We start from the raw sequence: 26,419 nt of genomic DNA on the forward strand, positions 1-26,419 counted from the left end.
GGGGGTGGACACGCGCGGGTGGGACGGGATGTCGGGGGTCGGGGGCGTCACTTAGGCTTCCGGCATGGCGCGTGCAGGTCTGGACAAGAACCCCCGCGAGGTCGCCGAGATGTTCGACGGCGTGGCCAAGGGCTACGACCGGACGAACTCGGTCATGACCCTGGGGTTCGACCGGCGCTGGCGGGAGTGGAGCAGGCGGGTCCTGGACGCCAAGCCCGGCGAGAAGGTGCTGGACCTGGCGGCCGGCACGGCCGTGTCCACGGTGGAGTACGCGGCCTCGGGCGCGTGGTGCGTGGCGGCCGACTTCTCGCTCGGGATGCTCCTGGGCGGCGCGCACCGGCCGGTGCCGAAGGTGGCCGCCGACGCCCTGCGCCTGCCGTTCGCGGACAACTCCTTCGACGCCGTCACGGTGTCCTTCGGCCTGCGCAACTTCAACGACACCGAGGCCGCGCTGCGCGAGATGGCCCGCGTGGTCAAGCCCGGCGGACGCCTCGTGGTGTGCGAGGTCTCCACGCCGACGTTCCGCCCGTTCCGCTTCGTCTACATGCGCCACCTGCTGCGGATCCTGCCGTTCATCGCCCGGTTCGTCTCCTCCAACCCGGAGGCCTACTCCTACCTCGCCGAATCCATGCGCACGTGGCCCGACCAGCGCGCGCTCGGCGAGATCGTGGCCCGCGCCGGCTGGGAGGACGTCGCCTGGATGAACCTCACCGGCGGCATGGTCGCGCTGCACCGCGGCACGAAGCCCGCACCGCCCCCGGCCGCGTAGCCCGCGAGCGCGCAAAGCCTCAGCAACGCGCAAGTAGACTCGCCCTGGACTTTGTGAACACGGGCACAAGGAGCGGGGATGACGACTCCCAGCCGCCGCAAGGCAGGCGAGGACGCCGAGGTGATCGTGGTCGGGGCGGGGCCCGCGGGCTCCACCGCGGCCACCTACCTGGCACGCGCGGGCCTGGACGTGGTGCTGCTGGAGAAGAGCACCTTCCCCCGCGAGAAGGTGTGCGGTGACGGCCTGACCCCGCGCGGGGTCAAGCAGCTGATCGACCTGGGCATCGACACCCGCGAGGAAGCCGGCTGGCTGCACAACCGCGGCCTGCGCGTGGTCGGCGGCGGCGTCACGCTGGAGCTCGACTGGCCAGAGCTGGCCACGTTCCCGCCCTACGGCCTGGTCCGGCCCCGGCAGGACTTCGACGAGATGCTGGCGCAGACGGCGGTCGCCGCGGGCGCCCGGATGCACCAGCAGACCACCGTCACCGGCGCGCTCGTGGAGCACGGCCGGGTCGTCGGCGTCGAGGCCAAGCAGGGCCCGGACAAGACCCCGGTCACCTACCGCGCCCCCCTCGTCCTGGCCTGCGACGGCGTCAGCGCCCGCCTCGCCCTCAGCGTCGGCATCCAGAAGGACGACGCCAAGCCGATGGGCGTCGCGGTCCGCCGCTACTACGCCAGCCCCCGCACCAAGGACGACTACCTGGAGTCGCACCTGGAGCTGTGGGACCGCGCCAACGACGTCCTCCTGCCCGGCTACGGCTGGATCTTCGGCATGGGCGACGGCACCGTGAACGTCGGCCTCGGCATCCTCAGCACGTCCAAGGCCTACGGCACCACGGACTACCGCGCGCTGCTCAAGAACTGGCTCGACGGCACCCCCGAGGAGTGGGGTTTCCGCGAGGAGAACGCCACCGGCAAGATCGGCGGCGCGGCCCTGCCGATGGGGCTCAACCGCAAGCCCCACTACCGCGACGGCCTGCTGCTCGTCGGCGACGCCGGCGGCATGGTCAACCCGTTCAACGGCGAGGGCATCGGCTACGCCATGGAGTCGGCCCGGATCGCGGCCGAGACCGTGGTGCAGGCGCTGGCCCGCCAGGGCGCGAGCCGCGAACGCGCGCTGCACGGCTACCCGGTGCGCATCGAACAGGCCCTGGGCAGCTACTACCGGCTCGGCAACGTCTTCAGCAAGCTCATCGGGAACCCCGCGGTCATGCGCACCGCCACCAAGTACGGGCTGCCGCGCAAGACCCTGATGAAGCTGGTCCTGAAGCTGCTCGCGGGCCTTTACGACCCCAAGGACGGCGACTCGTTCGACCGCATCATCACCGCCGCCACGAAACTCGCCCCAACGGCCTAACGAGCCTCCGCTAACCGACGCAGCGCCGACTTGAGAGTCGGCGCTGTTTCGTTTTCGGTGTGCTCCCGTTCACGGACGGGTCGTCCAACTGTTGATCTGCACCGTGAAAGTGCAGGTCAGGGCCTATGACGGGGGTGCCCGTCACGCCTCTGTGTGACGTTCTACACTGACCCTCAGGTCTTGTGAATCAGTTCACAACCGGCTGAGATGCCTTGTGAAGTGTTTCACAAGCGACCTGCGGATTGTTAGGCACGCCTAACCTCCGGAGGCCGCAAGAACACCCTTTAGGGTGCGCAACGGTCGGCGGTGCACCACCACCGCGACGCGAGGAAAGGACGACGGAGAGTGCTGGACCCTTACCTCCCCCTCGTATTGATGTTCGTCCTCGCCGGGGCCTTCGCGCTGTTCTCGGTGACGGCCGCGCCGTACATCGGTCCCCGCCGCTACAACCGCGCGAAGCTCGACGCCTACGAGTGCGGCATCGAGCCGTCGCCGCAACCCGTGGTGGGCGGTGGCCGCATGCCGGTCGCCTACTACCTCACGGCGATGCTGTTCATCCTGTTCGACATCGAAATGGTGTTCCTCTACCCCTTCGCGGTCTCCGCGGACCGGCTCGGCCTGTTCGGCCTGGTGGAGATCGCCCTGTTCGTCGCGACGGTCGGCTTCGCGTACGCCTACGTGTGGCGTCGCGGCGGCCTCGACTGGAACTGAGGGGGAAACCAGTGGGTCTCGAAGAGAAGCTCCCGAACGGCATCCTGCTCGCCAGCGTGGAGAAGCTGGTCAACTGGACCCGCAAGTCCTCGCTGTGGCCCGCCACCTTCGGCCTGGCGTGCTGCGCGATCGAGATGATGACGACCGGCGGTCCGCGCTACGACCTCGCCCGGTTCGGCATGGAGGTCTTCCGCGCCTCGCCGCGCCAGGCCGACCTGATGATCGTCGCGGGCCGGGTGACCAACAAGATGGCGCCGGTGCTGCGGCAGATCTACGACCAGATGCCCGAGCCGCGCTGGGTGCTCGCCATGGGCGTGTGCGCCTCCAGCGGTGGCATGTTCAACAACTACGCGGTCGTGCAGGGCGTGGACCACGTCGTGCCGGTCGACATGTACCTGCCCGGCTGCCCGCCGCGGCCGGAGATGCTGATCGACGCGATCCTCAAGATCCACGCGAAGATCATGGACGAGCCGCTCGGGGCGAACCGGGCCGCGCTGCTGGCCGAGTCCGGCCACCAGACGGCCCTGATCCCGTCCTCCGAGCGCTTTGCGAAGAAGTGAGCACCCGATGACCGAGCCAGGGGACATTGGTTCCAGCGCCGAGCGCGCCGTGGAGGGCGTCGAGCCCGCCGGCACCGAGGAGAAGGCGCCGATCGTGGCGGGCAAGGCCCGCAAGGGGATGTTCGGCATCTCCGGCACCGGCGACACCTCCGGCTTCGGCGGCCTGCGGCTGCCCGCCCACGTCGCCGCGCCGTCCGAGCGGCCCTACGGCGGCTGGTTCGACGAGGTCGCCGACGAGCTGCTGGCCGCCATCCGGGAGAAGGGCCTGCCCGCCGACACGGTCCAGCAGATCACCGTCGACCGCGGCGAGATCACCTTCTTCCTGCGCCGCGAGAACCTCGTCGACGTGGCGCGCATCCTGCGCGACGACCCGGCGCTGCGGTTCGAGCTGTGCAGCTCGGTGTCCGGTGTCGACTACGGCGTCGACGCGCCGCAGCGGCTGCACTCGGTCTACCACCTGACGTCGATGACCTACCGCCGGCGCATCCGGCTGGAGGTCGCGGTCGACGTGGACGACGCGCACATCCCCAGCGTGGTCTCGGTCTACCCGACCGCGGACTGGCAGGAGCGCGAGGCCTGGGACATGTTCGGCATCGTCTACGACGGCCACCCGGGGCTGACCCGGATCCTCATGCCGGACGACTGGGACGGCCACCCGCAGCGCAAGGACTACCCGCTCGGCGGCATCCCGGTGGAGTACAAGGGCGCGGAGATCCCCCCGCCAGACCAGAGGCGGTCCTACTCATGACCGAGCGACTTTCCGACGTGACGACCGGCACGGACACGAGCGCCACCGGCCGTGACAGCGAAGCCCACGACGCCGGCCGCACCACGCCGGACACCGACGCGTACGCGGGCTCGCGCCAGACGACCGAGGGCACCGTCTACACGGTGACCGGCGGCGACTGGGACGAGGTGCTGGCCGAGGCCGCGGGTGACGAGCGCATCGTCATGAACCTGGGCCCGCAGCACCCCTCCACGCACGGCGTGCTGCGCCTGGTGCTGGAGCTGGAGGGCGAGACCGTCACCCAGGCCCGCAGCGTCATCGGCTACCTGCACACCGGCATCGAGAAGAACGTCGAGTACCGCAACTGGACCCAGGGCGTCACGTTCGTGACGCGCATGGACTACCTGGCCCCGCTGCACAACGAGGCCGCGTACTGCATGTCGGTCGAGAAGCTGCTCGGCATCACCGTGCCGCAGCGGGCGCAGACGATCCGCGTGCTGCTCATGGAGCTCAACCGGATCAGCTCGCACCTGGTGGCGCTGGCCACCGGCGGCATGGAGCTCGGCGCGCTGACCGGCATGACCGCGGGCTTCCGCGAGCGCGAAGAGGTCCTGCACCTGCTGGAGTTCCTCACGGGCCTGCGGATGAACCACGCGTTCATCCGGCCCGGCGGCCTGGCGCAGGACCTGCCGGACGGCGCCGAGCAGAAGATCAAGGACTTCATCAAGGTGATGGACTCCCGGCTGCCGGACTACGACAAGCTGCTGTCGGGCCAGCCGATCTGGCGCAACCGCCTCGCGGGCGTGGGCTACCTGCCCGTGGACGCGTGCCTCGCGCTGGGCATCACCGGCCCGATCCTGCGCTCCGCGGGCCTGCCGTGGGACCTGCGCAAGGTCGAGCCCTACAGCGGTTACGAGAACTACGAGTTCGACGTGCCCACGTCCAACGCCGCCGACTCCTACGCCCGCTACCTGCTGCGGCTGGAGGAGATGCACCAGTCGCTCAAGATCGTCCGGCAGGCCGTCGACAACCTGACGCCCGGCCCGGTCATGGTGGCCGACGCCAAGGTCGCGTGGCCCGCGCAGCTGACCATCGGCGCGGACGGCATGGGCAACTCGCTCGAGCACGTCCGCAAGATCATGGGCCAGTCCATGGAGTCCCTGATCCACCACTTCAAGCTGGTGACCGAGGGCTTCGCGGTGCCGGCGGGCCAGGTGTACGTGCCGATCGAGTCGCCGCGCGGCGAGCTCGGCTACCACGTGGTCTCCGACGGCGGCACCCGGCCGATGCGCGTGCACGTGCGCGAACCCAGCTTCGTGAACCTCCAGTCGATGCCCGCGATGTGCGAGGGCGGCATGGTCGCCGACGTCATCGCCTCGGTGGCCTCTATCGACCCGGTGATGGGTGGTTGTGACCGATGACGCAGACGCAGGAACCCACCGACCTCTTCGACCAGTCCATCGTGGACAAGGCGAGGGCGATCATCGCGCGCTACCCGCAGCCGCGGTCGGCGCTGCTGCCGATGCTGCACCTGGTGCAGTCGGTCGAGGGGTACGTCAGCCAGGCAGGCATCGCGTTCTGCGCCGACCAGCTCGACCTCACCAACGCCGAGGTCAGCGCGGTCGCGACGTTCTACACCATGTACAAGCGCCGCCCGTGCGGCGAGCACCTGGTGAGCGTCTGCACGAACACGCTGTGCGCCGCGCTCGGCGGTGACGCGATCTACGCCAAGCTCAAGGACCACCTGGACGTCGGCCACGAGGAGACCGCGGGCGAGCCGGGCGCGCCGGGCTCGATCACGCTGGAGCACGCCGAGTGCCTGGCGGCCTGCGACCTCGGCCCCGTGCTCCAGGTCAACTACGAGTACTTCGACAACCAGACGCCCGACGGCGCGCTGGAGCTGGTGAAGTCCTTGCAGGCGGGGGACAAGCCCCACCCGACGCGGGGCGCGCCGCTGACCGACTTCCGCCAGGCCGAGTTGCAGCTGGCCGGGTTCTTCGAGGGTCGTGACGCGGACCTGGACGGCCCGTCGGCCGCGCCGGAGACGGTGCGCGGGGCCAAGATCGCCGCGGAGCGCGGCTGGACCGCGCCGGCCATGCCGGACAACGCGGAGTTCCCGCCGCTGCCGGAGAAGAAGTAGGTAGGGGAGCTGACGTGGTCGACAACCTGACTCCCGTCCTGACGAAGCGCTGGCTGTCGCCGCGCTCGTGGACGCTGAAGACCTACGAGCAGTTGGAGGGCTACACGGCGCTGCGCAAGGCGCTCAAGGCCCACCCCGACCAGCTCATCCAGCAGTGCAAGGACTCCGGGCTGCGCGGTCGCGGCGGCGCGGGCTTCCCGACCGGCATGAAGTGGGGCTTCATCCCGCAGGGCGACGGCAAGCCGCACTACCTCGTCATCAACGCCGACGAGGGCGAGCCGGGCACCTGCAAGGACATCCCGCTGATGATGGCGGACCCGCACTCGCTGATCGAGGGCATCATCATCACCTCGTACGCGATCCGGGCGAACTTCGCCGCGATCTACGTGCGCGGCGAGGTGCTGCACGTGATCCGCCGGCTGCACGCGGCCGTGCGCGAGGCGTACGAGGCGGGCTACCTGGGCAAGGACATCCTCGGCTCGGGCTTCGACCTCGACGTGGTCGTGCACGCGGGCGCGGGCGCCTACATCTGCGGCGAGGAGACGGCGCTGCTGGACTCGCTGGAGGGCAAGCGCGGCCAGCCGCGGCTCAAGCCGCCGTTCCCGGCGACCGCCGGCCTGTACGCCTCGCCGACCGTGGTGAACAACGTCGAGACGATCGCCAGCGTGCCCTACATCGTCAACGGCGGCGCGGACTGGTTCCGCACCATGGGCCGCGAGCGCTCGCCGGGCCCGAAGATCTTCTCCCTGTCCGGCCACGTGGAGCGCCCCGGGCAGTACGAGGCCCCGATGGGCGTCACGCTGCGCGAGCTGCTCGACCTGGCGGGCGGCATGAAGGACGGCATCCCGCTGAAGTTCTGGACGCCGGGCGGCTCGTCCACCCCGCTGTTCACCGCCGAGCACCTGGACGTGCCGCTCGACTTCGAGGGCGCGGCCGAGGCCGGTTCGATGCTGGGCACCACCGCGTTGCAGATCTTCAACGAGACGGTGTCCGTGCCGTGGGCGGTCATGAAGTGGACCGAGTTCTACAAGCACGAGTCGTGCGGCAAGTGCACGCCGTGCCGCGAGGGCACCTACTGGCTCGTGCAGATCCTCCAGCGGATGGTGCGCGGCGAGGGCACGGCCAGTGACATCGACACGCTGCTGGACGTCTGCGACAACATCCTGGGCCGCTCGTTCTGCGCGCTCGGCGACGGCGCGGTCAGCCCGATCACCAGCGGCATCAAGTACTTCAAGCACGAGTTCCTGGCCTTGTGCGACCAGAACTCACAGGTCCTGGCGGGAGCAACCGCATGACGATCGCGCCTGAGCAGAAAGCCGAGCTGGTGGTCCCCGAGGGCCACGTGAAGCTCGTGATCGACGGCGTGGAGGTCGTCGCGCCCAAGGGCGAGCTGCTGATCCGCACCGCGGAGCGGCTCGGCACCGTGATCCCGAGGTTCTGCGACCACCCGCTGCTGGAGCCCGCGGGCGCCTGCCGGCAGTGCCTGGTCGAGGTGGAGATGGGCGGCCGGCCGATGCCGAAGCCGCAGGCCTCCTGCACCATGACGGTCGCCGACGGCATGGTGGTCAAGACCCAGCTGTCCTCGCCGGTGGCGGACAAGGCGCAGCAGGGCGTGATGGAGCTGCTGCTCATCAACCACCCGCTGGACTGCCCGATCTGCGACAAGGGCGGCGAGTGCCCGTTGCAGAACCAGGCGCTGGCGCACGGCCGCGCGGACTCGCGGTTCCACGAGCACAAGCGGACGTTCCCGAAGCCGATCCCGATCTCGACGCAGGTCCTGCTCGACCGCGAGCGGTGCGTGCTGTGCCAGCGCTGCACCCGGTTCTCCGCGCAGATCGCCGGCGACCCGTTCATCGAGCTGCTGGAGCGCGGTTCGCAGCAGCAGATCGGCGTCGCGGCGGAGAAGCCGTTCCAGAGCTACTTCTCCGGCAACACCATCCAGATCTGCCCGGTCGGCGCCCTGACCAGCGCCGCCTACCGGTTCCGCGCCCGGCCGTTCGACCTGATGTCGACGCCCGGTGTGTGCGAGCACTGCTCGTCGGGCTGCTCGACGCGCACCGACTGGCGGCGCGGCAAGGTGCAGCGCCGGCTGGCGGGCGACGCGCCCGAGGTCAACGAGGAGTGGACCTGCGACAAGGGCCGCTTCGCGTTCACCTACGCCACCGCCGGTGACCGGATCCGCCGCCCGCTGGTGCGCGACAAGGCCAGCGGCGAGCTGCGCGAGTCGTCCTGGACCGAGGCGCTGCAGTACGCCGCCGAGGGCCTGGCGAAGGCGCGCGACGGCAAGGGCGTCGGCGTGCTCGCCGGCGGTCGCCTCACCGTCGAGGACGCCTACGCGTACTCGAAGTTCGCCCGGATCGCGTTGCGCACCAACGACGTCGACTTCCGCGCCCGCGCCCACTCGGCCGAGGAGCTGGAGTTCCTGACCGGCGCGGTCCTCGGCGCGAACCCCGACAACGGCGGCGTCACCTACGCGGGCATCGAGTCCGCGCCGGCCGCGCTGCTGGTCGCGTTCGAGCCGGAGGAGGAGTCGCCGATCGTGTTCCTGCGGCTGCGCAAGGCGGCCCGCAAGAACCGGACGAAGGTCTACCACCTGGGCCAGTTCACGACGCCCGCGGTGGAGAAGACGAACGGCGTGCTGCTCGCGTGCGTGCCCGGCGGCGAGCCCGCCGCGGTGAACGCGCTGCCCGAGCACGCCGCCGACGTGGTCGAGGAGCTGGCGAAGCCGGGCTCGGTGATCCTGGTCGGCGAACGCGCCGCCGAGGTGCCGGGCCTGTTCTCCGCGGTCGCCGCGCTGGCCGAGCGGACCGGGGCGAAGATCGCCTGGATCCCGCGCCGCGCCGGCGAGCGCGGTGCGCTGGAGGCCGGCCTGCTGCCGACGTTGCTGCCGGGCGGTCGCCTGGTCGGTGACGCCTCGGCCCGGGCCGAGGTCGAGCAGGCGTGGGGCCTGGAGCCCGGCGCGCTGCCCGCCGAGGCCGGTCGCGACACCACGGGCATCCTGACCGCCGCCGCGAGCGGTGGGCTGGACGCGCTGGTCGTCGGCGGTGTCGACCCGTTCGACCTGCCGGACCCGGCGCTGGCCGAGCGCGCGCTGGACTTCGCCGGTTTCGTGGTCAGCCTGGAGCTGCGGCACAGCGCGGTCACCGCGCACGCCGACGTGGTGCTCCCGGTCGCGCCCGCGGTGGAGAAGGCGGGCAGCTACCTGAACTGGGAAGGCCGCCCGCGCCCCTTCGGCACCACGATCGAGGGCACCGGCGCGCTGCCGGACGGCCGGGTGCTCGACACGCTCGCCGTGGAGATGGACGCGGACCTGTTCACCCAGACCCCGGCCGCCGCGGCGGCCGACCTGGCGAGACTGGGCTCCGCCGCGGTGACGGCGTCCGCGCCGACCGTGCCCGCGCCGCTGCTGGCGCAGCCCAAGGCCGGCCAGGCCGTGCTCGCGACCTGGCGCAGGCTCCTGGACAACGGGTCGTTGCAGGACGACGAGCCGAACCTGGCGGGCACCGCGCGCCCGGTGGTGGCCAAGCTGTCCGCCGCCACCGCCGCCCACCTGGGTGTCGAACTCGGCGGCGAGATCACCGTCGCCACCGATCGTGGCGAGGTGGTGCTGCCGGTCGAGGCGGCCGACCTGCCCGACGGCGTCGTGTGGCTGCCCGGCAACTCCGGCACGGCCACGGTGCGGCGCAACCTCGTCGCCGGCCACGGGTCAGTGGTGGCCGTCTCCCCACTTGTCACGGGCTCCGCTGAGAAGATCACGTCGCCCGCTGGAGGCAAGGCATGAGCAGCGCTGAACTCCTGGCCGACGACCCGCTCTGGCTGATCGTCGTCAAGGTCGTCGGCATCTTCGCGTTCCTGGTGGTCATGACCCTGTTCATGATCAACTGGGAGCGCAAGGTCGTGGCCCGGATGCAGCAGCGTCCCGGCCCGAACCGGGTCGGCCCCGGCGGCTGGCTCCAGTCGCTCGCCGACGGCCTGAAGCTCGCGTTCAAGGAGGACATCCGCCCCGTCCTGGCGGACAAGTGGGTGTTCTTCCTGGCGCCGGTGATCTCCACGATCCCCGCGTTCGTCGCCTTCTCGGTCATCCCGCTCGGCGGCGAGGTCTCGATCTTCGGCGAGCGGACCGCGCTGCAGCTGGTCGACCTGCCGGTCGGCGTGCTGGTCGTGCTGGCCTGCTCCTCGCTCGGCGTCTACGGCATCGTGCTGTCGGGCTGGGCGTCCGGCTCGCCGTACCCGCTGCTGGGTGCGCTGCGCTCGGCCGCGCAGGTGATCTCCTACGAGATCGCGATGGGCCTGTCGATCGTCGCGGTCGTCATGCACTCGCACTCGCTGTCCACCGCCGACATCGTCGACGCGCAGAGCAGCGGCTGGTACTTCTACCTGCTGCCGGTCAGCTTCCTCATCTACGTCTGCTCGATGGTCGGCGAGACCAACCGCGCGCCGTTCGACCTCCCCGAGGCCGAGTCGGAGCTGGTCGGCGGCTTCCACACCGAGTACAGCTCGCTGAAGTTCGCGCTGTTCTTCCTCGCCGAGTACGTCAACATGGTCACCGTCTCGGCGCTGGCCACGACGTTGTTCCTGGGCGGCTGGCGCTTCCCGTTCGTCGGCGACGACCACGTGCTCAACAGCGGCTGGTTCGGCCTGCTCTGGTTCGTGGTCAAGACGCTCGGCTTCCTGTTCCTGTTCATCTGGCTGCGCGGCACGCTGCCCCGCCTGCGCTACGACCAGTTCATGCGGCTGGGCTGGAAGTTCCTGGTCCCGATCGCGCTGGTCTGGTTCGTCGCCGTGGCGGTCGCCCGCTACCTGCGCCAGGAGTGGGAGGCCAACAGCGGCCTGGACACCAGCACGGCGCTGATCGTGATCGGCGGGTTCCTCGCGGTGGTGCTGCTGATCGCGTTCCTGCTGCCCGACAAGCGGGAACCGCACGACCCCGACGCCGTGCCGGTCACCGGTGGCGGCTACCCGGTGCCGCCGCTGGACCTGAAGGTCCCCAAGCCACCGCCGCGCAGGCAGGTGCGGGTGGCCGAACTGCCCGGCGCCGAGAACCAGACGCAGGAACCGGCCGCGGTACCCGCAGCTTCACACAAGGAGGCCAGCGATGGGCGTGTTTGATCCCGTCAAGGGCTTCGGCGTCACCTTCGGCACGATGTTCAAGAAGGTCGTCACCGAGGAGTACCCCGAGGTCAAGAAGGTCACCGCGCCGCGGTTCCACGGCCGCCACCAGCTCAACCGGCACCCGGACGGGCTGGAGAAGTGCGTCGGCTGCGAGCTGTGCGCGTGGGCGTGCCCGGCGGACGCGATCTTCGTCGAGGGCGGCGACAACACCGAGGACGAGCGCTACTCGCCCGGTGAGCGCTACGGCAAGGACTACCAGATCAACTACCTGCGGTGCATCGGCTGCGGCCTGTGCATCGAGGCGTGCCCGACCCGCTCGCTCACCATGACCAACGCCTACGAGCTGGCCGACGACGACCGCCAGAAGCTGATCTTCACCAAGGAGGACCTGCTCGCGCCCCTGCTGGCCGGCATGGAGCAGCCGCCGCACCCCATGCGGCTGGGCGAGAACGAGCAGGACTACTACGTGAACGGGCCGAAGCTGGCTCGCGAGGCGGGCGTGCCCGCCGGCGCGACCGTGGAGACCGGGCCCGAGGAGGCGGGCAAGTGAGCCTCTCGTTCCTGCTCCAGCAGCCCGACGAGGTGCAGCGGGTGGTCGACACCGTCACCACCGGCGAGGCGGTCGCGTTCTGGATCCTCGGCCCGCTGGCCCTCGCCGGCGCGCTGGGCATGCTCTTCGCGCGCAACGCGGTGCACTCCGCGCTGTGGCTCGTGCTCACCATGCTCAGCCTCGGCGTGCTCTACATGGTCCAGCAGGCGCCGTTCCTCGGCTTCGTGCAGATCATCGTCTACACCGGCGCGATCATGATGCTGTTCCTGTTCGTGCTGATGCTGGTCGGCCGGGACAGCTCCGACTCGGTGGTCGAGGTGCTGCGCGGCCAGCGGCTCGCCGCGGCGGTCATCGGCGTCGGCTTCGCCGGCATCGTGGTCGCCTCGGTCGCCCGCGCGCTGACCGACGTCGAGCCGGTCGGCCTGGCCGCGCAGAACACGCAGAACGGCGGCAACGTCGCCAACATCGGCGAGGCGCTGTTCACCGACTACCTGTTCCCGTTCGAGCTGACGTCGGCGCTGCTGATCACCGCGGCGGTCGGCGCGATGGTGCTCGCGTTCACCTCGCGCACCGGCAAGGACGCCAAGAAGACCCAGAAGCAGCTGGTCGAGGAGCGCTTCCGCGGCGACCGCCCCGGCTCGCTGCCCGGACCCGGCGTGTTCGCCACCGCCAACTCGGTGGCCACGCCCGCCCTGCTGCCGGACGGCTCGGTCGCCGCCGAGTCCCTGTCCGAGCTGATCGAGACGACCGCCAAGGAAACTCTCGAGGACGACGTCGCGGAGGTGTCCGGCAGCGGGCACGAGCCCGACGCGCACGCGCTCAAGGGAGAGTCGTCGTGACCCCTACGTACTACCTGCTGCTGTCCGCGCTGCTGTTCAGCCTCGGCGCGGTCGGCGTTCTGGTGCGGCGCAACGCCATCGTGGTGTTCATGTGCGTCGAGCTGATGCTCAACGCGGTGAACCTCAGCCTGGTCACGTTCGCCCGGATCAACGGCGGGCTGGACGGCCAGGTGATGGCGTTCTTCGTGATGGTCGTCGCCGCGGCCGAGGTCGTGGTCGGTCTGACGATCATCATGGCGATCTTCAAGACGCGTCGCTCGGCCTCGGTCGACGATTCCAACCTGCTGAAGTACTGAGAGGTCCACGGTGACGGAACCTGTTGCCGCCAGCGGGATCGGCAGTCTCGCCTGGTTGTTGCTAGCCCTGCCGGCCTTCGGCGCGCTCGTGTTGCTCGTGGGTGGCAAGCGCACCGACAAGTGGGGTCACCTGCTGGGCTGCGCCACCGTGATCGCCGCGTTCGCGTACGGGGTCGCGCTGTTCTTCGACACGGTCGCGCTGTCGCCCGAGCAGCGCACCACCGAGGTGCACCTGTTCGACTGGATCCCGGTCGAGGCGCTGAACGTGGAGTTCGGGCTCCGCCTCGACCCGCTGTCGCTGACGTTCGTGCTGCTGATCACCGGTGTCGGGTCGCTGATCCACATCTACTCGATCGGCTACATGGCGCACGAGGCCGGGCGGCGGAAGTTCTTCGGCTACCTGAACCTCTTCGTCGCCGCGATGCTGCTGCTGGTGCTCGGCAACGGCTTCGTGACGCTGTACTTCGGCTGGGAGGGCGTCGGCCTCGCGTCGTACCTGCTCATCGGCTGGTACCAGCACAAGCCGGAGGCGGCGTCGGCCGCGAAGAAGGCGTTCCTGATGAACCGGGTCGGCGACCTGGGTCTGGCGATCGCCATCTTCCTCATGTTCAAGACGCTGGGCACGACCCAGTACACCGAGGTGTTCGCCCGCGTCGGAGAGTTCTCCTCGGCCGAGGTGCTGGCGATCACGTTGCTGCTGCTGCTCGGCGCGTGCGGCAAGTCGGGCCAGTTCCCGCTCCAGGCGTGGTTGCCGGACGCGATGGCGGGCCCGACTCCGGTCTCCGCCCTGATCCACGCGGCCACGATGGTCACCGCGGGCGTCTACCTGATCGCCCGGTCGAACCCGATCTACAACCTGTCGGCCGACGGCCGCCTGGTCGTGATGATCATCGGCGGCGTCACGCTGCTGATCGGCTGCATCATCGGCTGCGCGTACGACGACTTCAAGAAGGTGCTGGCCTACTCGACGGTCAGCCAGATCGGCTACATGATCCTGGCCGTCGGCCTCGGTCCGGTCGGCTACGCGCTGGGCATCATGCACCTGCTCACGCACGGCTTCTTCAAGGCGGGCCTGTTCCTCGGCGCCGGCTCGGTCATGCACGGCATGAACGACGAGGGCGACATCCGGCGGATGGGCGGCCTGGCGAAGAAGATGCCGATCACCTTCGTCACCTGGACGTTGGGCTACCTGGCGCTGATCGGCTTCCCGTTCCTGTCCGGCTACTTCTCCAAGGACGCCATCATCGCGGCGGCGTTCAGCGAGCCGGGCTGGCGCGGCTGGGTGTTCGGCGGCGTGGCCGCGCTGGGCGCGGGCATCACCGCGTTCTACATGACCCGCCTGCTGTGCCTGGTGTTCCTGGGCAAGCCCCGCTACACCGAGCTGAAGTCGGCCGACGGCCGCGAGTACCACCCGCACGAGTCCGGCCTGTCGATGACGGTGCCGATGATCCTGCTGGCGGTCGGCTCGGTCGGCGCGGGCTGGTTCTTCGAGTCGAACCACAACCTGTCCGGCTGGCTCACGCCGTCGTTGGGCGAGCTGCAGGAGCAGCACGGCGTGCTCTCGCACGGCGTGGTGAACCTCCTGGTGCTCGGCCTGTCGGCGCTGGGCGTGCTGCTCGGTTTCCTGCTGTTCGGTCGCGGCGCGCAGCCCGTCGAACGGCCGGCGCGGGTGTCCTTCCCGGTCCGCGCCGCGCGTGCCGACCTGTACGGCAACGCGCTGAACGAGGCGCTGTTCGCGCGGCCGGGCACCTGGCTCACCCGCGCGCTGGTGTTCGTGGACAACAAGGGCGTCGACGGCCTGGTCAACGGGTCGGCGGCGCTGCTGGGCGGTAGCTCGGGCCGGCTGCGCAGGATGCAGACCGGGTTCGTGCGCTCGTACGCGCTCTCCATGCTCCTGGGTGCGGTCTTCGTCCTGGGCGCGCTGCTGATGGTGAGGTTCTCGTGAGCTGGACGCTGATCGCGCTGCTCCTGCTGCCGCTCGTCGGCAGCCTGGTGGTGGCGTTCCTGCGGGGCAACGACCGGTTGGCCAAGTCGGTCGCGCTGGCGTTCTCGCTGGTGGAGCTGGCCCTGGCGGTGCTGGCGTGGACGGCGTTCGACCCGGGCGGCGACCGCTTGCAGCTGACCAGCTCGGCCGAGTGGATCCCGGCCTTCGGCGTGCACCTGTCGTTCGGCGTGGACGGCATCGCGCTGGTGATGATCGCGCTGATCGCGTTCCTGGTGCCGGTCGTCATCGGCGGCTCGTGGGCGGACAAGCTGCCCGAGGGCCGCAGCGCGGGCGGGTTCTTCGCGCTGCTGCTGGCCATGCAGACCGGCATGGTCGGTGTCTTCGCGGCCACCGACGTGTTCGTGTTCTACGTGTTCTTCGAGGCCGTGCTCGTCCCGATGTACTTCCTGATCGGCCGCTTCGGCGGGCCGAACCGGCAGTACGCGGCGATGAAGTTCTTCCTGTACTCGCTGCTCGGCGGCCTGATCATGCTGGCCTCGGTGATCGGCCTGTACGTGGTCAGCGCGGACAAGATCGGCCAGGGCACGTTCGACTGGGCCACGCTGGTCACGGTGACGCGCGAGCTGCCGCTGTCCACCCAGATCTGGCTGTTCCTCGGGTTCTTCGTGGCGTTCGCGATCAAGGCGCCGCTGGTGCCGCTGCACACCTGGCTGCCCGACGCCGGTGCGGAGGCGCCCGTCGGCGCGGGCGTGCTGCTGGTCGGCATCCTGGACAAGATCGGCACGTTCGGCTTCCTGCGCTACTGCCTGCCGCTGTTCCCGGCGGCCAGCAAGGAACTCGCGCCGGTGGTGCTGGTCCTGGCCGTGGTCGGCATCCTGTACGGCTCGCTGCTCGCCGTCGGCCAGTCCGACATGAAGCGGTTCGTGGCCTACACCTCGATCGCGCACTTCGGCTTCATCGCGCTGGGCATCTTCGCGTTCAGCTCGCAGGCCGGCACGGGCGCGGTGCTCTACATGGTCAACCACGGCATCTCGACCGGCATGCTCTTCCTGGTCGTCGGCATGGTGATGGCCCGCGGCGGTTCGCGCCTGATCGAGGACTACGGCGGCATGGCCAAGCTGACCCCGGTGCTCGGCGGGCTGTTCTTCGTGGCGGGCCTGTCGTCGCTGGCGCTGCCGGGCACCAACTCGTTCGTGAGCGAGTTCCTGGTGCTCATCGGCTCCTACCCGAACGAGCCGGTCTACACGATCCTGGCCGCCGTCGGCATGGTCCTGGCCGCGCTGTACGTCCTGTGGCTGTACCAGCGGGTCTTCCAGGGCCCCGTGCGCGGCACCGCGATGCTCAACCTGGTCGGCGGCCCCGGTGCGGCGGTCGACCCGGAGAAGGCCGCCGTGCCGGACCTGAACAAGCGCGAACTGGCCGTGCTCGCGCCGCTGGTGGCACTGATCCTGGTGCTCGGCTTCTACCCGAAGCCGGTGTTGGACGTGATCACCCCGTCCGTCGGGGCGACGCTCAGCGAGGTCGGGGTGGCCGACCCGGTCGCGCAGGAAGGCAAGTGACGTGACGACGTTCCTCTCGCAAGTGGAGCGGCTGCAAGCCCCGGAGATCGACTACGGGGCCGTCGCACCGTTGCTGATCGTGCTCGGCGCGGCCTGCCTCAGCGTGCTGTTCGAGGCGTTCCTGCCCAAGTCGCAGCGGTGGGCGGCGCAGGTCGTGCTGACCCTGCTCACGCTCGCCGCGGCGGGCGCCGGGCTGGCCTGGTACGCGTCCGCGGAGAGCACCCTCGAGCAGGGCAAGCTGACGCTGTCGGGCACGATCGCGGTCGACCAGCCGGTGATCTTCCTGTGGGGCACGCTGCTGCTCCTCGGCCTCGGCGCGGTGCTGCTCATCGCGGACCGGTCGGTCGAGCCGGGCGGCGCGTTCGTCGCCGACGCCTCGATCCTGCCCGGCGCGCCGGTCGGCGTGCGCGAGCAGCTGCGCCGCCGGGAGATGCAGACCGAGGTGTTCCCGCTGACGCTGTTCGCGCTCGGCGGGATGATGACCTTCGTCGCGGCGAACGACCTGCTCACCATGTTCATCGCGCTGGAAGTGCTGTCGCTGCCGCTGTACCTGATGTGCGGCCTGGCCCGCCGTCGCCGCCTGCTGTCGCAGGAGGCCGCGGTGAAGTACTTCCTGCTCGGCGCGTTCGCGTCGGCGTTCTTCCTGTACGGCGTGGCCCTGCTGTACGGCTTCGCGGGCTCCGTGAAGCTGTCCGACATCGCGACCGCCACCACGGCCACCGACCGGTCCGACACGCTGCTCTACGCGGGCTTCGGCCTGCTCATCGTGGGCCTGCTGTTCAAGGCCTCCGTCGGCCCGTTCCACGCCTGGACGCCGGACGTCTACCAGGGCTCGCCCACGCCGGTGACGGCGTTCATGGCGGCGTGCACGAAGGTCGCCGCGTTCGGCGGCATCCTGCGCGTGCTTTACGGCGCGTTCGAGCGGTCGAGCTGGGAGTGGAACGGCGTGCTGTGGGGCGTGGCCATCGCGTCCATGGTGATCGGCGCGGTCCTCGGCCTGACCCAGACCGACGTGAAGCGGATGATCGCGTACTCGTCGGTGGCGCACGCGGGCTTCCTGCTGATCGGCGCGATCTCGCTGAACGACCAGGGCCTGTCCGGCACGATGTTCTACCTGATGGCCTACGGCTTCACCACGATCGCCGCGTTCGGCATCGTCAGCCTGGTGCGCAACGGCGACGGCGAGGCCACCCACCTGTCCCAGTGGGCGGGGCTGGCCAAGCGGTCGCCGGTGGTGGCGGGCGTGTTCACGTTCCTGCTGCTCGCGTTGGCCGGCCTGCCGCTGACCAGCGGTTTCGTCGGCAAGTTCGTGGTGTTCGCGGCGGCCGTGGAGGCCGAGATGGTGCCGCTGGTGGTGATCGCCCTGGTCGCTTCGGCGGTGGCGGCGTTCTTCTACCTGCGGGTGATCGTGCTGATGTACTTCAGCGAGCCCGCGGCCGACGGCCCGACCGTGAGCGTGCCCGGCGCGTTCACCACGGTGGCCATCACCCTGGGTGCGGCGATCACGCTCGTGCTCGGCGTCTTCCCGTCGTTCGCGCTCGATTGGGCGGGTGCCGGCGCGTTCATCTTCTAGTGGTACGTAGGCTCTGTAGCCGTGACCAGTAGCGAGCGGGCGGGGACGGGGTTCCGGTTTGCGGACCCCGTGCTCGCGGAGGTGGTTCAGGACGGGCTGGCCGAGGTGGAAGAGCTGTTGCACAAGGTCGTGCAGAGCGAGTTCCACCCGGTGATGGAGACGTCCTTGCACCTGGTGTCCGCGGGCGGCAAGCGCATCCGCCCGCTGTTCACCATCCTGTCCGCCCAGTTCGGCGGCTCGTGGGACCGGGAGAGCGTGATCAAGGCGGCGGCGGTGGTCGAGCTGACCCACCTCGCCACGCTGTACCACGACGACGTGATGGACGAGGCCACCATGCGCCGCGGCGCGGAGTCGGCCAACGCCAAGTGGGACAACAGCATCGCGATCCTGACCGGCGACTACCTGTTCGCGCACGCGTCGGCGCTGGTCGCGGACCTGGGCACGGGTGCGGCGCGGATCATCGCGGAGACGTTCTCCGAGCTGGTGACCGGGCAGATGCGCGAGACGATGGGCCCGCGCGCCGGTGAGGACCCGGTCGCGCACTACCTGACCACGATCTCGGAGAAGACCGGTTCGCTGATCGCCACGGCGGCGCGGTTCGGCGCGATGTTCTCCGACGTCACGCCGGAGCAGGTCGAGGCGCTGCGCGCGTACGGCGACGTGATCGGGGCGGCGTTCCAGATCTCCGACGACGTCATCGACATCGCCTCGCCGTCGGAGGAGTCGGGCAAGACGCCGGGCACGGACCTGCGCGAGGGCGTGAAGACCCTGCCCATGCTCTACGCGCTGGAGGACGAGCCGGACTCACGCCTGGCGAAGCTCCTGGCCGGCCCGATCACCGACGACGCCGAGGTGGACGAGGCCCTGACCCTGCTGCGCGCCTCCACGGGCCTCCAGCGGGCCCGCCGGACCTTGGACGACTACGCCGCCCGCGCCCGCGCCACCTTGGCCGTCCTCCCCCCGGGCACGGCCCGTGACGCCCTCGAATCCGTGAGCGACTACGTCGTGACCCGCTCCCACTGACCGGCGAGAGTCCTACGTTCAGCGCGCGAGAGTCCTACGTTCACGGACCCTGAGTTCAACGCTCACGACGAGCGGCGAGTGGCTGAGCGTTGAACTCAGGTGCCCTGGACGTAGGACTCTCGACGCCTGGGCGTAGGACTCTCGCGGTTAGGTCAGGTTGGGGAGGGGGAGGCGGCGGCGGGTGCGGAGGGCGTCCGCGGTGAAGACGGCCAGGGCCACCCAGACCAGGGCGAAGCCGAACCAGCGCGACGGCGGCATCGGCTCGCGCATCACGAACACGCCCCACGCGAACTGCAGCACGGGCGCCAGGTACTGCAGCATCCCCATGGTCACCAGCGGCACGAGCCGGGCGCCCGCGCCGAACAGGATCAGCGGGACCGCGGTCACCAGCCCGGCCGAGGCCAGCCACAGCGCGTGGCCCCACCCGCCCGAGTGGAACGTCCCCGCCGGGCCCAGCCAGACCAGGTACCCGACCGCGATCGGCGCGAGCACGATGCTCTCCGCGGTCAGGCTGGCCGTCGCGTCCAGCGGCACCGTCTTCTTCAACAGCCCGTAGACGCCGAACGAGCAGGCCAGCACCAGCGAGATCCACGGCAGCCTGCCGTAGTCCACCGCCAGCACGACGACCGCCGCCACCGCGATGGCCAGCGCGGCGTACTGCGGCAGGCGCAGCCGTTCGCGCAGGACGAACACCCCGAGCAGCACGCTCACCAGCGGGTTGATGAAGTAGCCGAGCGCGGCCTCGACGACGTGCGAGGTGTTGACCGCGTGGATGTAGACGCCCCAGTTGACCGCGATGAGCACGGACGCGGCGGCCACCATCGCCCAGCCTCGCGCCGACAGCCTCCGGATGCCCGCCCACCGGCCGAGCACGGCGGTGATGACCACCATCACGACCAGCGACCACGCGATCCGGTGTGCCAGGATCTCCACGGAACCGGCCGGCTGGAGCAGCGGCCAGTACGCGGGCACGATGCCCCAGAGGAGGTACGCGCCGACGCCGAAAGCCATCCCACGGCTCGTGCGGTCGACATCCGTCGCAGCGGTGGAGGCAGAGGTCAACGGCGGCACACGGACTACTGTACGCGGCCGTTTTGGCTGGTCAGTTGCTCCAGGTGGCCTACTATCGACACCTGACCACAGGTCCGGCCGGCCCCACGCGCCGAACCCGGCGGTCAGGGTAGTTTTGCACCGCTTCCCCTTCCGGGTGAAGGCTCGGAAGCGGAGCGTGTCGGGGTGTGTGACAAGCAGCAGTGGGAGGGTCTCCCGTGAGTTCGCTCTTCGGGCAGGTGTGGCTGTGGAGCCTGCTGTCCTTCGTGGCAGGCGTCGCACTCACCTGGCTGGTCCTGGTGCGTCCGGCCAAGCGGGAGCTGGAAGACCTGGAGGAACGCCTCCTCACGTCGCCCCGCCCCACCACCGGCTCGACCTCGGGCAGCGCGGTCGCGCCGAGGGCCGACGCGGGTGACGAGTTCGACAACTGGCACGTCGAGGCGTCCCGATCGCTGGCCGACGACGTGCTGACACCGGCGCAGCCGCGGTACGAGCCCGCCGCCGAGCGCGCCCGGTTCGAGGCGTCGCCGCCCGAGCCGGTCCAGTACGACGTCACGAACATGAAGCTCGACCAGCGCGACTCGCTGCTGGAGGAGCTGGACGACGAGCACCGGCCGTTGTCCGACTTCGAGGAGCAGCACGACTTCCCCGAGTTCGACGCCGAGCCGCCGCGCAGCCTGTTCGAGCGGCTCACGCCGGGCGAGGACACCCGGGAGACGCTCGAGCCCAAGCCCCGGCCGCGGTCCTACGAGCCGGACGACGAGCCCGAGCTGCCCGCCGAGACGACGCACCTGATGCCGGCGGTGCCCGCCGCGCCGGTCGCCGAGGTCGCGCCGCGGCAGGAGGAACCGACCGCGCCGCCGGAGGTCGAGGTCTTCCAGCCGCGCGAGGTGTGGCGCGAGGAGCCCGTCCGGGAGGTCTACGACGAGGACGTGGACACCGCCGGCCACGAGGAGGAGGACGAGCCGGAGCGCAGGCCCGGGCCCACCGAGGAGACGGCGCTCATCCCGGCCACCGCGCTGGCGCAGGCCATCGCCGAGGTGGACGGCGAGCAGCGGCGGTCCGAGGAGCCCGAGCCGCAGGTGTGGCCCGAGCACGACCTCACCGGCCACTTCACGCCCGTGGACGTCGAGTCGTCGCGCGGTGAGCTGTCCGAGCCGGCCACGAGCCCGACGTCCAGCGACGAGGCCTTCCTGAACCAGCTGTCGCGGACCGACGCGCGCGAGACCGAGCCGCGCCACAGCCCGACGCGCGAGACCGAGGCGCAGACCGAGGTGCGCCCGGTCGACCCCCGGCTCGCCGAGCCCGTGGAGCGCCCGGTCGACGAGGTCCGCGAAGAAGAGGGCCCGCAGACCGACGTCATCCGCGCCGTGGCCGGTTCCGCCCCGGTGGAGCCGAAGCCGGAGGTCGCCGAGCCCGCCGCCCCCGAGCCCTCGGTCGCACCCCGGGCAGCCACGCCCCGGACGACCGCCGAACCGGCCACCGAGCCCGAGGTGGCGGAGCCGCCCGCGTTCGAGCCGACGTTCGTCCCGCCGCCGGCCGAGCAGGCGCTGCCCGCCCGGTCGGCCGAGAAGGCCGCGCCCAAGCCGGAGCCGAAGAAGGACGAGCCGGCCCGGCCGCGCAGCCTGTTCGAGCCGCTGGAGGACGACGACGACGAGCCGGAGCCCGAGCAGTCCCGCCCGGCGCCGGCGTCGTCCGGCAACGACCAGCCGTTCGTGCCGACGCTCTCCCCGGAGCTGCTGGCCGGCAACCCGCTGCCGATGAACCCGACCGGCCTGCCGCAACGGCCCACCCGCCCCGCCGGCGCCCCGCGCACGCCCTCGCCCGCACCGCTCGCGCCGAAGCCGATCACGCCGCCGCCACCGCGCCCGGTGCGCCCGCGCCCGGTCGGGTTCAGCCCGAGCACCGGCGGCAGGCAGCCCGCGCCCGGCAGCACCCGCTTCCAGGGCCAGCAGGAGGGCTTCAACCCGCGCTCGCCGTTCGGACCCGGCTCCGTGCTGCCGAAGTCCGACGGCCTGGCCCCCGCGCCGGAGTTCCAGGTCAAGGCCACGCTGACCGGCCGCCGGTACTTCACCAACGAGTCGGCGAACTTCCGCGAGACGCGCGCCGACGTCTGGTTCCGCACGACGACGGACGCGGAGAAGGCGGGCTTCCGCCAAGCGCCGTAACCACGGGTTTCCCGGGGAGGGAAACGCGAAGACCCCCTGTTCCGGGAGGCGGAACAGGGGGTCTTCGTCGTCGTACCGGGTGGCGCTAGCCGGCCACGGTCCAGGTGTCCTTGCCGTGCAGCAGCGCGCGCAGGTCCGCGGGCTTCGCGGCCTTGGCCTGCTCCACCTGCTCGCGCGCCGCGTCGTCGTACGTGGTGCGCGCGGTGTTGCGGAACACACCCGTGACGGTGTGCTGGAGGTCCTGCGTCGACAGCCGCGACAGCGCGAACGCCAGGTTCAGGTCCGACGCGTCGTGCACCACGACGTCCTCCGGCGAGACGTCCGCCGACTTGGCCACGGCCAGGCCGAAGCCGTCCCGGACCACGGCGTACTCGCCGTTGCCGAACGTGATCGGCTGCCCGTCGACCACGTTGATGATCCGGCGCGCGGCCTCGTCGGCGTCCTTGAGCACGTCGAACGCGCCGTCGTTGAAGATCGGGCAGTTCTGGTAGATCTCGACCAGCGCCGACCCGCGGTGCTCGGCGGCCTGCCGCAGCACCTCGGTCAGCCCCGCCCGGTCCGAGTCGACCGCGCGGCCGACGAACGTGGCCTCCGCGCCCAGCGCCAGCGACACCGGGTTGAACGGGTGGTCCAGCGAGCCGAACGGCGTGGACTTGGTGACCTTGCCCTCTTCGGACGTCGGCGAGTACTGGCCCTTGGTCAGGCCGTAGATCCGGTTGTTGAACAGCAGGATCTTGAGGTTCACGTTGCGGCGCAGCGTGTGGATCAGGTGGTTGCCGCCGATGGACAGCGCGTCGCCGTCACCGGTGACCACCCACACCGACAGGTCCGGCCGGGCCACGGCCAGGCCGGTCGCGATGGCCGGCGCGCGCCCGTGGATCGAGTGCATGCCGTAGGTGTTCATGTAGTACGGGAATCGCGACGAGCAGCCGATCCCCGAGACGAACACGATGTTCTCGCGCTTGAGGCCGAGCGTGGGCAGGAACGACTGCACGGCGTTGAGCACCACGTAGTCGCCGCAGCCGGGGCACCAGCGGACCTCCTGGTCCGACTTGTAGTCCTTGGCCTTCTGCGGCTCGTCCGCCGTTGGCACGCCGACCAGCCCACCCACGGTCGGCAGGCCCAGTTCCGTCGCCGTCATTCGGACACTCCCTTGATCACGTCGGCGAGCACGTCCTGAAGCTCTTCGGCCTTGAACGGCAGGCCTTGCACCTTCGTGTAGCTGATCGCGTCGACCAGGTACTTGGCGCGCAGCAGCAGCGCCAGCTGGCCGAGGTTCATCTCGGGCACGACGACCCGGTCGTACCGGGCGAGCACGTCGCCGAGGTTCTTGGGGAACGGGTTGAGGTGCCGCAGGTGGGCGTGCGCCACCGGCATGCCCAGCTTGCGCACCCGCCGCGCCGCCGCGCCGATCGGGCCGTAGGACGAGCCCCAGCCCACGACGAGCACGCGCGCCTCGCCGGACGGGTCCTCCACCTCGACGTCGGGCACCTCGATGCCGTCGATCTTGCGCTGCCGCAGCCGCACCATGTAGTCGTGGTTGGCCGGGTCGTAGGAGATGTTGCCGGTGCCGTCGGCCTTCTCCAGCCCGCCGATGCGGTGCTGCAGGCCGGCCGTGCCGGGCACCGCCCACGGGCGCGCCAGCGTCTCCGGGTCGCGCAGGTACGGCCAGAACGTGCCGTCCGGCGCGTTGGGCTCGGTGGCGAACGCCACAGTCAGGTCGGGCAGGTCGGCCACGTCCGGGATGAGCCACGGCTCGGAGCCGTTGGCGATCGCGCCGTCGGACAGCAGCAGCACCGGCGTGCGGTAGACCAGCGCGATGCGCGCGGCCTCCAGCGCGGCGTCGAAGCAGTCCGAGGGCGACCGCGGCGCGACGATCGCGACCGGCGACTCGCCGTTGCGGCCGAACATCGCCTGGAGCAGGTCGGCCTGCTCGGTCTTGGTCGGCAGGCCGGTGGACGGACCGCCGCGCTGCACGTCGATGACGATGAGCGGCAGCTCGGTCATCACGGCCAGGCCGATGGTCTCCGACTTCAGGGCCACGCCGGGGCCGGACGTCGACGTCACGCCGAGCGCGCCGCCGTAGGACGCGCCGAGCGCCGCGCCGATGCCCGCGATCTCGTCCTCGGCCTGCAAGGTCGTGATGCCGAAGTTCTTGTGCTTGGACAGCTCGTGCAGGATGTCCGACGCCGGGGTGATCGGGTACGTGCCGAGCACCAGGGGCAGCCCGGACTGCTGACCGGCGGCGACGAGGCCGTAGGCGAGCGCGGTGTTGCCGGTGATCTGGCGGTACGTGCCCTGGTCGAGCTTGGCGGGCGCGACCTCGTAGGTGACCGCGAACGACTCGGTGGTCTCGCCGTAGTTCCAGCCCGCCCGGAACGCCAGCACGTTGGCCTCGGCGATGTCGGGCTTCTTGGCGAACTTCTCGCGGAGGAACCGCTCCGTGCCCTCGGTCGGCCGGTGGTACATCCAGGACAGCAGGCCGAGGGCGAACATGTTCTTCGCCCGTTCCGCGTCCTTCTTGCCGAGGCCGGTGTTCTCCAGGGCGCCGATGGTCAGCGTGGCCATCGCGACCTTGTGCACCTGGTAGGCCTCGGTGAGGGAGTTGTCCTCGAGGGGGTCGGCCGCGTAGCCCACCTTGACCAGGTTGCGCTTGGTGAACTCGTCGGTGTTGACGATCAGGATCCCGCCCTTGGGCAGGTCGTCGATGTTCGCCTTGAGGGCCGCCGGGTTCATCGCCACCAGCACGTCGGGCCTGTCGCCGGGGGTGAGGATGTCGTAGTCGGCGAAGTGCAGCTGGAAGCTCGAGACACCCGGGAGCGTGCCCTGTGGCGCCCGGATCTCGGCCGGGAAGTTCGGCTGGGTGGCGAGGTCGTTGCCGAAGGCGGCGGCTTCCGAGGTGAAGCGGTCACCCGTCAGCTGCATGCCGTCGCCGGAGTCGCCGGCGAACCGGATCACCACGCGGTCGAGCTTGCGGACCGTGCCGGTCCCCTCGCGCGCGGTCTTGTCCGGCGAGCCACCTGGCGCGGCGCCGTTACCAACGTCGGTAGTCATGTCCTACGCCGATCCCTTTCCTCACAACGCCCGAGGGCTGCTGCCCCCGTGCCCCTCCGCGAGGGTAGTCGTGCCCGCGCGGGAGCCGGTTTCTCCTGTACCACTGTGCGGGACGGTTCGTCCCACCAGGTGCGCGGGGCGCGAACTGGGCAGTATCCGAGTAGTACCGGCCGGTAACTGTTACTCAAAGTTACAGTTAGGCGGGCTGTCTGTCCAGGTCAGTCGCGACTGCTGATCCTGGCCTTCATCGCCGCGAGCTTGGCCTGGAACTCCGGTGTCGCGATCGAGGCCACCTGGGGCGTCAGCTCGGTGTCCACGGCCTGGGCGTGGTCGGCGAGGGTCGCGGTGGTGCGCATGGACGCCTTGATCGTGCGGACCAGCTCGCGCGAGGCGTCGGCCGAAGGACGCGCGAACCCGACCGCGGCGGCGACCAGCTCGTCGTGCCCGCCGTCGACCCGTGCCCAGGCCAGACCGTGGGATACCGCCGCGTCCGCGTCCAAAACCTGGCCGAACAGGGTCATCGCGGTCGCGGTCTGGGGACCGGCGAGCCTCTGCAGCATCCACGTCATCCCGCCGCCGGGGTGGATGCCGAGCTGGAGGAACCGCGCGTCGAACCTGGCGTTCGCGCCGACCAGGCGCACGTCGCACGCCAGCGCCAGGTTGAGGCCCGCGCCGACCGCCGCGCCGCCGACCGCGGCGATCGTGGGCAGCGTGCAGCCGGCCACCGCGAGGAACCCGGCGTAGATGCGCCGCAGGCCCTCCTCCCGGGCCTCGCCCAGCGCGGTGAGGTCCGCGCCCGCGCAGAACGCCGGCGGCGTGCCGGTGATCACGACCGCGTGCACGTCGGCGTCGTCCTCGCAGGTCCGGACGGCGGCCACGAGCTGCTCGGAGAGGTCGAGCGTGAGCGCGTTGCGGCGCTCGGGGTCGTGCACGGTGATGACCGCCACGCGGTCGGAGCGTTGCAGGAGCACCTCGGCCATGCTCGCG

The 26,419-nt window shown here is 70.6% G+C and carries 22 protein-coding genes; 18 read left to right on the plus strand and 4 right to left on the minus strand.

Annotated features, from left to right (window positions below; all coding sequences use genetic code 11):
- Positions 1 to 64 precede the first annotated feature (64 nt).
- From LNK82_RS08700 to LNK82_RS08780, 17 genes are all read left to right on the plus strand, one after another.
- On the plus strand, positions 65 to 769 hold the full coding sequence (locus tag LNK82_RS08700; RefSeq protein ID WP_230566424.1) for a demethylmenaquinone methyltransferase: 705 nt from the start codon (positions 65 to 67) through the stop codon (positions 767 to 769).
- 78 nt (positions 770 to 847) lie between these two features.
- Complete coding sequence (locus LNK82_RS08705; RefSeq protein ID WP_230566425.1) at positions 848 to 2,125, plus strand: geranylgeranyl reductase family protein; 1,278 nt, start codon at positions 848 to 850, stop codon at positions 2,123 to 2,125.
- A gap of 345 nt (positions 2,126 to 2,470) precedes the next feature.
- Positions 2,471 to 2,836 carry an NADH-quinone oxidoreductase subunit A gene (locus LNK82_RS08710; RefSeq protein WP_053715312.1) on the plus strand — a complete coding sequence of 122 codons (366 nt, stop codon included), beginning with the start codon at positions 2,471 to 2,473 and terminating at the stop codon, positions 2,834 to 2,836.
- Between the two features lie 11 nt (positions 2,837 to 2,847).
- Positions 2,848 to 3,396: a NuoB/complex I 20 kDa subunit family protein gene (locus LNK82_RS08715; RefSeq protein ID WP_230566427.1), complete on the plus strand. Its 549-nt coding sequence runs from the start codon at positions 2,848 to 2,850 to the stop codon at positions 3,394 to 3,396.
- A gap of 7 nt (positions 3,397 to 3,403) precedes the next feature.
- Positions 3,404 to 4,144 carry an NADH-quinone oxidoreductase subunit C gene (locus tag LNK82_RS08720; RefSeq protein WP_230566428.1) on the plus strand — a complete coding sequence of 247 codons (741 nt, stop codon included), beginning with the start codon at positions 3,404 to 3,406 and terminating at the stop codon, positions 4,142 to 4,144.
- Positions 4,141 to 5,544, plus strand: coding sequence for an NADH-quinone oxidoreductase subunit D (locus LNK82_RS08725; protein WP_230566429.1), 1,404 nt, complete (start codon positions 4,141 to 4,143; stop codon positions 5,542 to 5,544). Before LNK82_RS08720 ends, LNK82_RS08725 begins: the two co-directional genes overlap by 4 nt.
- Positions 5,541 to 6,263 carry an NADH-quinone oxidoreductase subunit NuoE gene (nuoE, locus tag LNK82_RS08730; RefSeq protein ID WP_230566430.1) on the plus strand — a complete coding sequence of 241 codons (723 nt, stop codon included), beginning with the start codon at positions 5,541 to 5,543 and terminating at the stop codon, positions 6,261 to 6,263. The genes LNK82_RS08725 and nuoE overlap by 4 nt, the downstream gene beginning before the upstream one ends.
- Before the next feature lie 14 nt (positions 6,264 to 6,277).
- On the plus strand, positions 6,278 to 7,558 hold the full coding sequence (gene nuoF, locus LNK82_RS08735; protein WP_230566431.1) for an NADH-quinone oxidoreductase subunit NuoF: 1,281 nt from the start codon (positions 6,278 to 6,280) through the stop codon (positions 7,556 to 7,558).
- Positions 7,555 to 10,044 carry an NADH-quinone oxidoreductase subunit G gene (locus tag LNK82_RS08740; RefSeq protein ID WP_230566432.1) on the plus strand — a complete coding sequence of 830 codons (2,490 nt, stop codon included), beginning with the start codon at positions 7,555 to 7,557 and terminating at the stop codon, positions 10,042 to 10,044. The genes nuoF and LNK82_RS08740 overlap by 4 nt, the downstream gene beginning before the upstream one ends.
- On the plus strand, positions 10,041 to 11,372 hold the full coding sequence (gene nuoH / locus LNK82_RS08745) for an NADH-quinone oxidoreductase subunit NuoH (protein WP_230566433.1): 1,332 nt from the start codon (positions 10,041 to 10,043) through the stop codon (positions 11,370 to 11,372). Before LNK82_RS08740 ends, nuoH begins: the two co-directional genes overlap by 4 nt.
- The gene (gene nuoI, locus LNK82_RS08750; protein WP_230566434.1) at positions 11,359 to 11,925 is read left to right on the plus strand and encodes an NADH-quinone oxidoreductase subunit NuoI; all 567 of its coding nucleotides are present in this window, start codon (positions 11,359 to 11,361) and stop codon (positions 11,923 to 11,925) included. The genes nuoH and nuoI overlap by 14 nt, the downstream gene beginning before the upstream one ends.
- Positions 11,922 to 12,764, plus strand: coding sequence for an NADH-quinone oxidoreductase subunit J (locus tag LNK82_RS08755; protein WP_230566435.1), 843 nt, complete (start codon positions 11,922 to 11,924; stop codon positions 12,762 to 12,764). The genes nuoI and LNK82_RS08755 overlap by 4 nt, the downstream gene beginning before the upstream one ends.
- A complete protein-coding gene (nuoK, locus tag LNK82_RS08760) occupies positions 12,761 to 13,060 on the plus strand; it encodes an NADH-quinone oxidoreductase subunit NuoK (protein WP_053715303.1) in 300 nt (99 codons plus the stop codon). Before LNK82_RS08755 ends, nuoK begins: the two co-directional genes overlap by 4 nt.
- 10 nt (positions 13,061 to 13,070) lie before the next feature.
- On the plus strand, positions 13,071 to 15,005 hold the full coding sequence (nuoL, locus tag LNK82_RS08765; RefSeq protein ID WP_372470440.1) for an NADH-quinone oxidoreductase subunit L: 1,935 nt from the start codon (positions 13,071 to 13,073) through the stop codon (positions 15,003 to 15,005).
- Positions 15,002 to 16,564, plus strand: a complete 1,563-nt coding sequence (locus LNK82_RS08770) for an NADH-quinone oxidoreductase subunit M (RefSeq protein ID WP_230566436.1) — start codon at positions 15,002 to 15,004, stop codon at positions 16,562 to 16,564. The genes nuoL and LNK82_RS08770 overlap by 4 nt, the downstream gene beginning before the upstream one ends.
- Before the next feature lies 1 nt (position 16,565).
- Positions 16,566 to 18,137 (plus strand): NADH-quinone oxidoreductase subunit NuoN, encoded by a 1,572-nt coding sequence (gene nuoN / locus LNK82_RS08775; RefSeq protein ID WP_230566437.1) that lies wholly within the window; start codon positions 16,566 to 16,568, stop codon positions 18,135 to 18,137.
- Positions 18,138 to 18,158: 21 nt separating this feature from the next.
- Entirely contained in the window at positions 18,159 to 19,160 is a 1,002-nt protein-coding gene (locus LNK82_RS08780; RefSeq protein WP_372470441.1) for a polyprenyl synthetase family protein, read from the plus strand.
- Between the two features lie 147 nt (positions 19,161 to 19,307).
- On the opposite strand, the gene rarD is transcribed toward LNK82_RS08780, so the two are convergent.
- Complete coding sequence (gene rarD, locus LNK82_RS08785) at positions 19,308 to 20,171, minus strand: EamA family transporter RarD (protein WP_230566438.1); 864 nt, start codon at positions 20,169 to 20,171, stop codon at positions 19,308 to 19,310.
- A gap of 257 nt (positions 20,172 to 20,428) precedes the next feature.
- On the opposite strand from rarD, the gene LNK82_RS08790 reads away from it, so the two are divergent.
- A complete protein-coding gene (locus LNK82_RS08790) occupies positions 20,429 to 22,378 on the plus strand; it encodes a sunset domain-containing protein (RefSeq protein ID WP_230566439.1) in 1,950 nt (649 codons plus the stop codon).
- An 85-nt stretch (positions 22,379 to 22,463) separates the two neighbouring features.
- Here the strand turns inward: LNK82_RS08790 and LNK82_RS08795 are convergent, their stop codons facing one another.
- From LNK82_RS08795 to LNK82_RS08805, 3 genes are all read right to left on the minus strand, one after another.
- Positions 22,464 to 23,519, minus strand: a complete 1,056-nt coding sequence (locus LNK82_RS08795) for a 2-oxoacid:ferredoxin oxidoreductase subunit beta (protein WP_230566440.1) — start codon at positions 23,517 to 23,519, stop codon at positions 22,464 to 22,466.
- Positions 23,516 to 25,432: a 2-oxoacid:acceptor oxidoreductase subunit alpha gene (locus LNK82_RS08800; protein ID WP_230566441.1), complete on the minus strand. Its 1,917-nt coding sequence runs from the start codon at positions 25,430 to 25,432 to the stop codon at positions 23,516 to 23,518. Before LNK82_RS08800 ends, LNK82_RS08795 begins: the two co-directional genes overlap by 4 nt.
- Positions 25,433 to 25,650: 218 nt before the next feature.
- The gene (locus LNK82_RS08805; protein ID WP_230566442.1) at positions 25,651 to 26,412 is read right to left on the minus strand and encodes an enoyl-CoA hydratase; all 762 of its coding nucleotides are present in this window, start codon (positions 26,410 to 26,412) and stop codon (positions 25,651 to 25,653) included.
- Positions 26,413 to 26,419 lie beyond the last annotated feature (7 nt).

It is taken from the genome of Saccharothrix luteola, assembly GCF_020859565.1.
Taxonomy (GTDB): Bacteria; Actinomycetota; Actinomycetes; order Mycobacteriales; family Pseudonocardiaceae; genus Actinosynnema; species Actinosynnema luteola.

Bases quoted from the DNA above. Each gene is read 5' to 3' on its own strand.
- LNK82_RS08700 (WP_230566424.1), top strand. From the start codon at position 65: ATGGCGCGTGCAGGTCTGGACAAGAACCCCCGCGAGGTCGCCGAGATG.
- LNK82_RS08705 (WP_230566425.1), top strand. From the start codon at position 848: ATGACGACTCCCAGCCGCCGCAAGGCAGGCGAGGACGCCGAGGTGATC.
- LNK82_RS08720 (WP_230566428.1), top strand. From the start codon at position 3,404: ATGACCGAGCCAGGGGACATTGGTTCCAGCGCCGAGCGCGCCGTGGAG.
- LNK82_RS08725 (WP_230566429.1), top strand. From the start codon at position 4,141: ATGACCGAGCGACTTTCCGACGTGACGACCGGCACGGACACGAGCGCC.
- nuoE (WP_230566430.1), top strand. From the start codon at position 5,541: ATGACGCAGACGCAGGAACCCACCGACCTCTTCGACCAGTCCATCGTG.
- LNK82_RS08740 (WP_230566432.1), top strand. From the start codon at position 7,555: ATGACGATCGCGCCTGAGCAGAAAGCCGAGCTGGTGGTCCCCGAGGGC.
- nuoH (WP_230566433.1), top strand. From the start codon at position 10,041: ATGAGCAGCGCTGAACTCCTGGCCGACGACCCGCTCTGGCTGATCGTC.
- nuoI (WP_230566434.1), top strand. From the start codon at position 11,359: ATGGGCGTGTTTGATCCCGTCAAGGGCTTCGGCGTCACCTTCGGCACG.
- rarD (WP_230566438.1), bottom strand. From the start codon at position 20,171: ATGGCTTTCGGCGTCGGCGCGTACCTCCTCTGGGGCATCGTGCCCGCG.
- LNK82_RS08795 (WP_230566440.1), bottom strand. From the start codon at position 23,519: ATGACGGCGACGGAACTGGGCCTGCCGACCGTGGGTGGGCTGGTCGGC.
- LNK82_RS08800 (WP_230566441.1), bottom strand. From the start codon at position 25,432: ATGACTACCGACGTTGGTAACGGCGCCGCGCCAGGTGGCTCGCCGGAC.
- LNK82_RS08805 (WP_230566442.1), bottom strand. From the start codon at position 26,412: ATGGCCGAGGTGCTCCTGCAACGCTCCGACCGCGTGGCGGTCATCACC.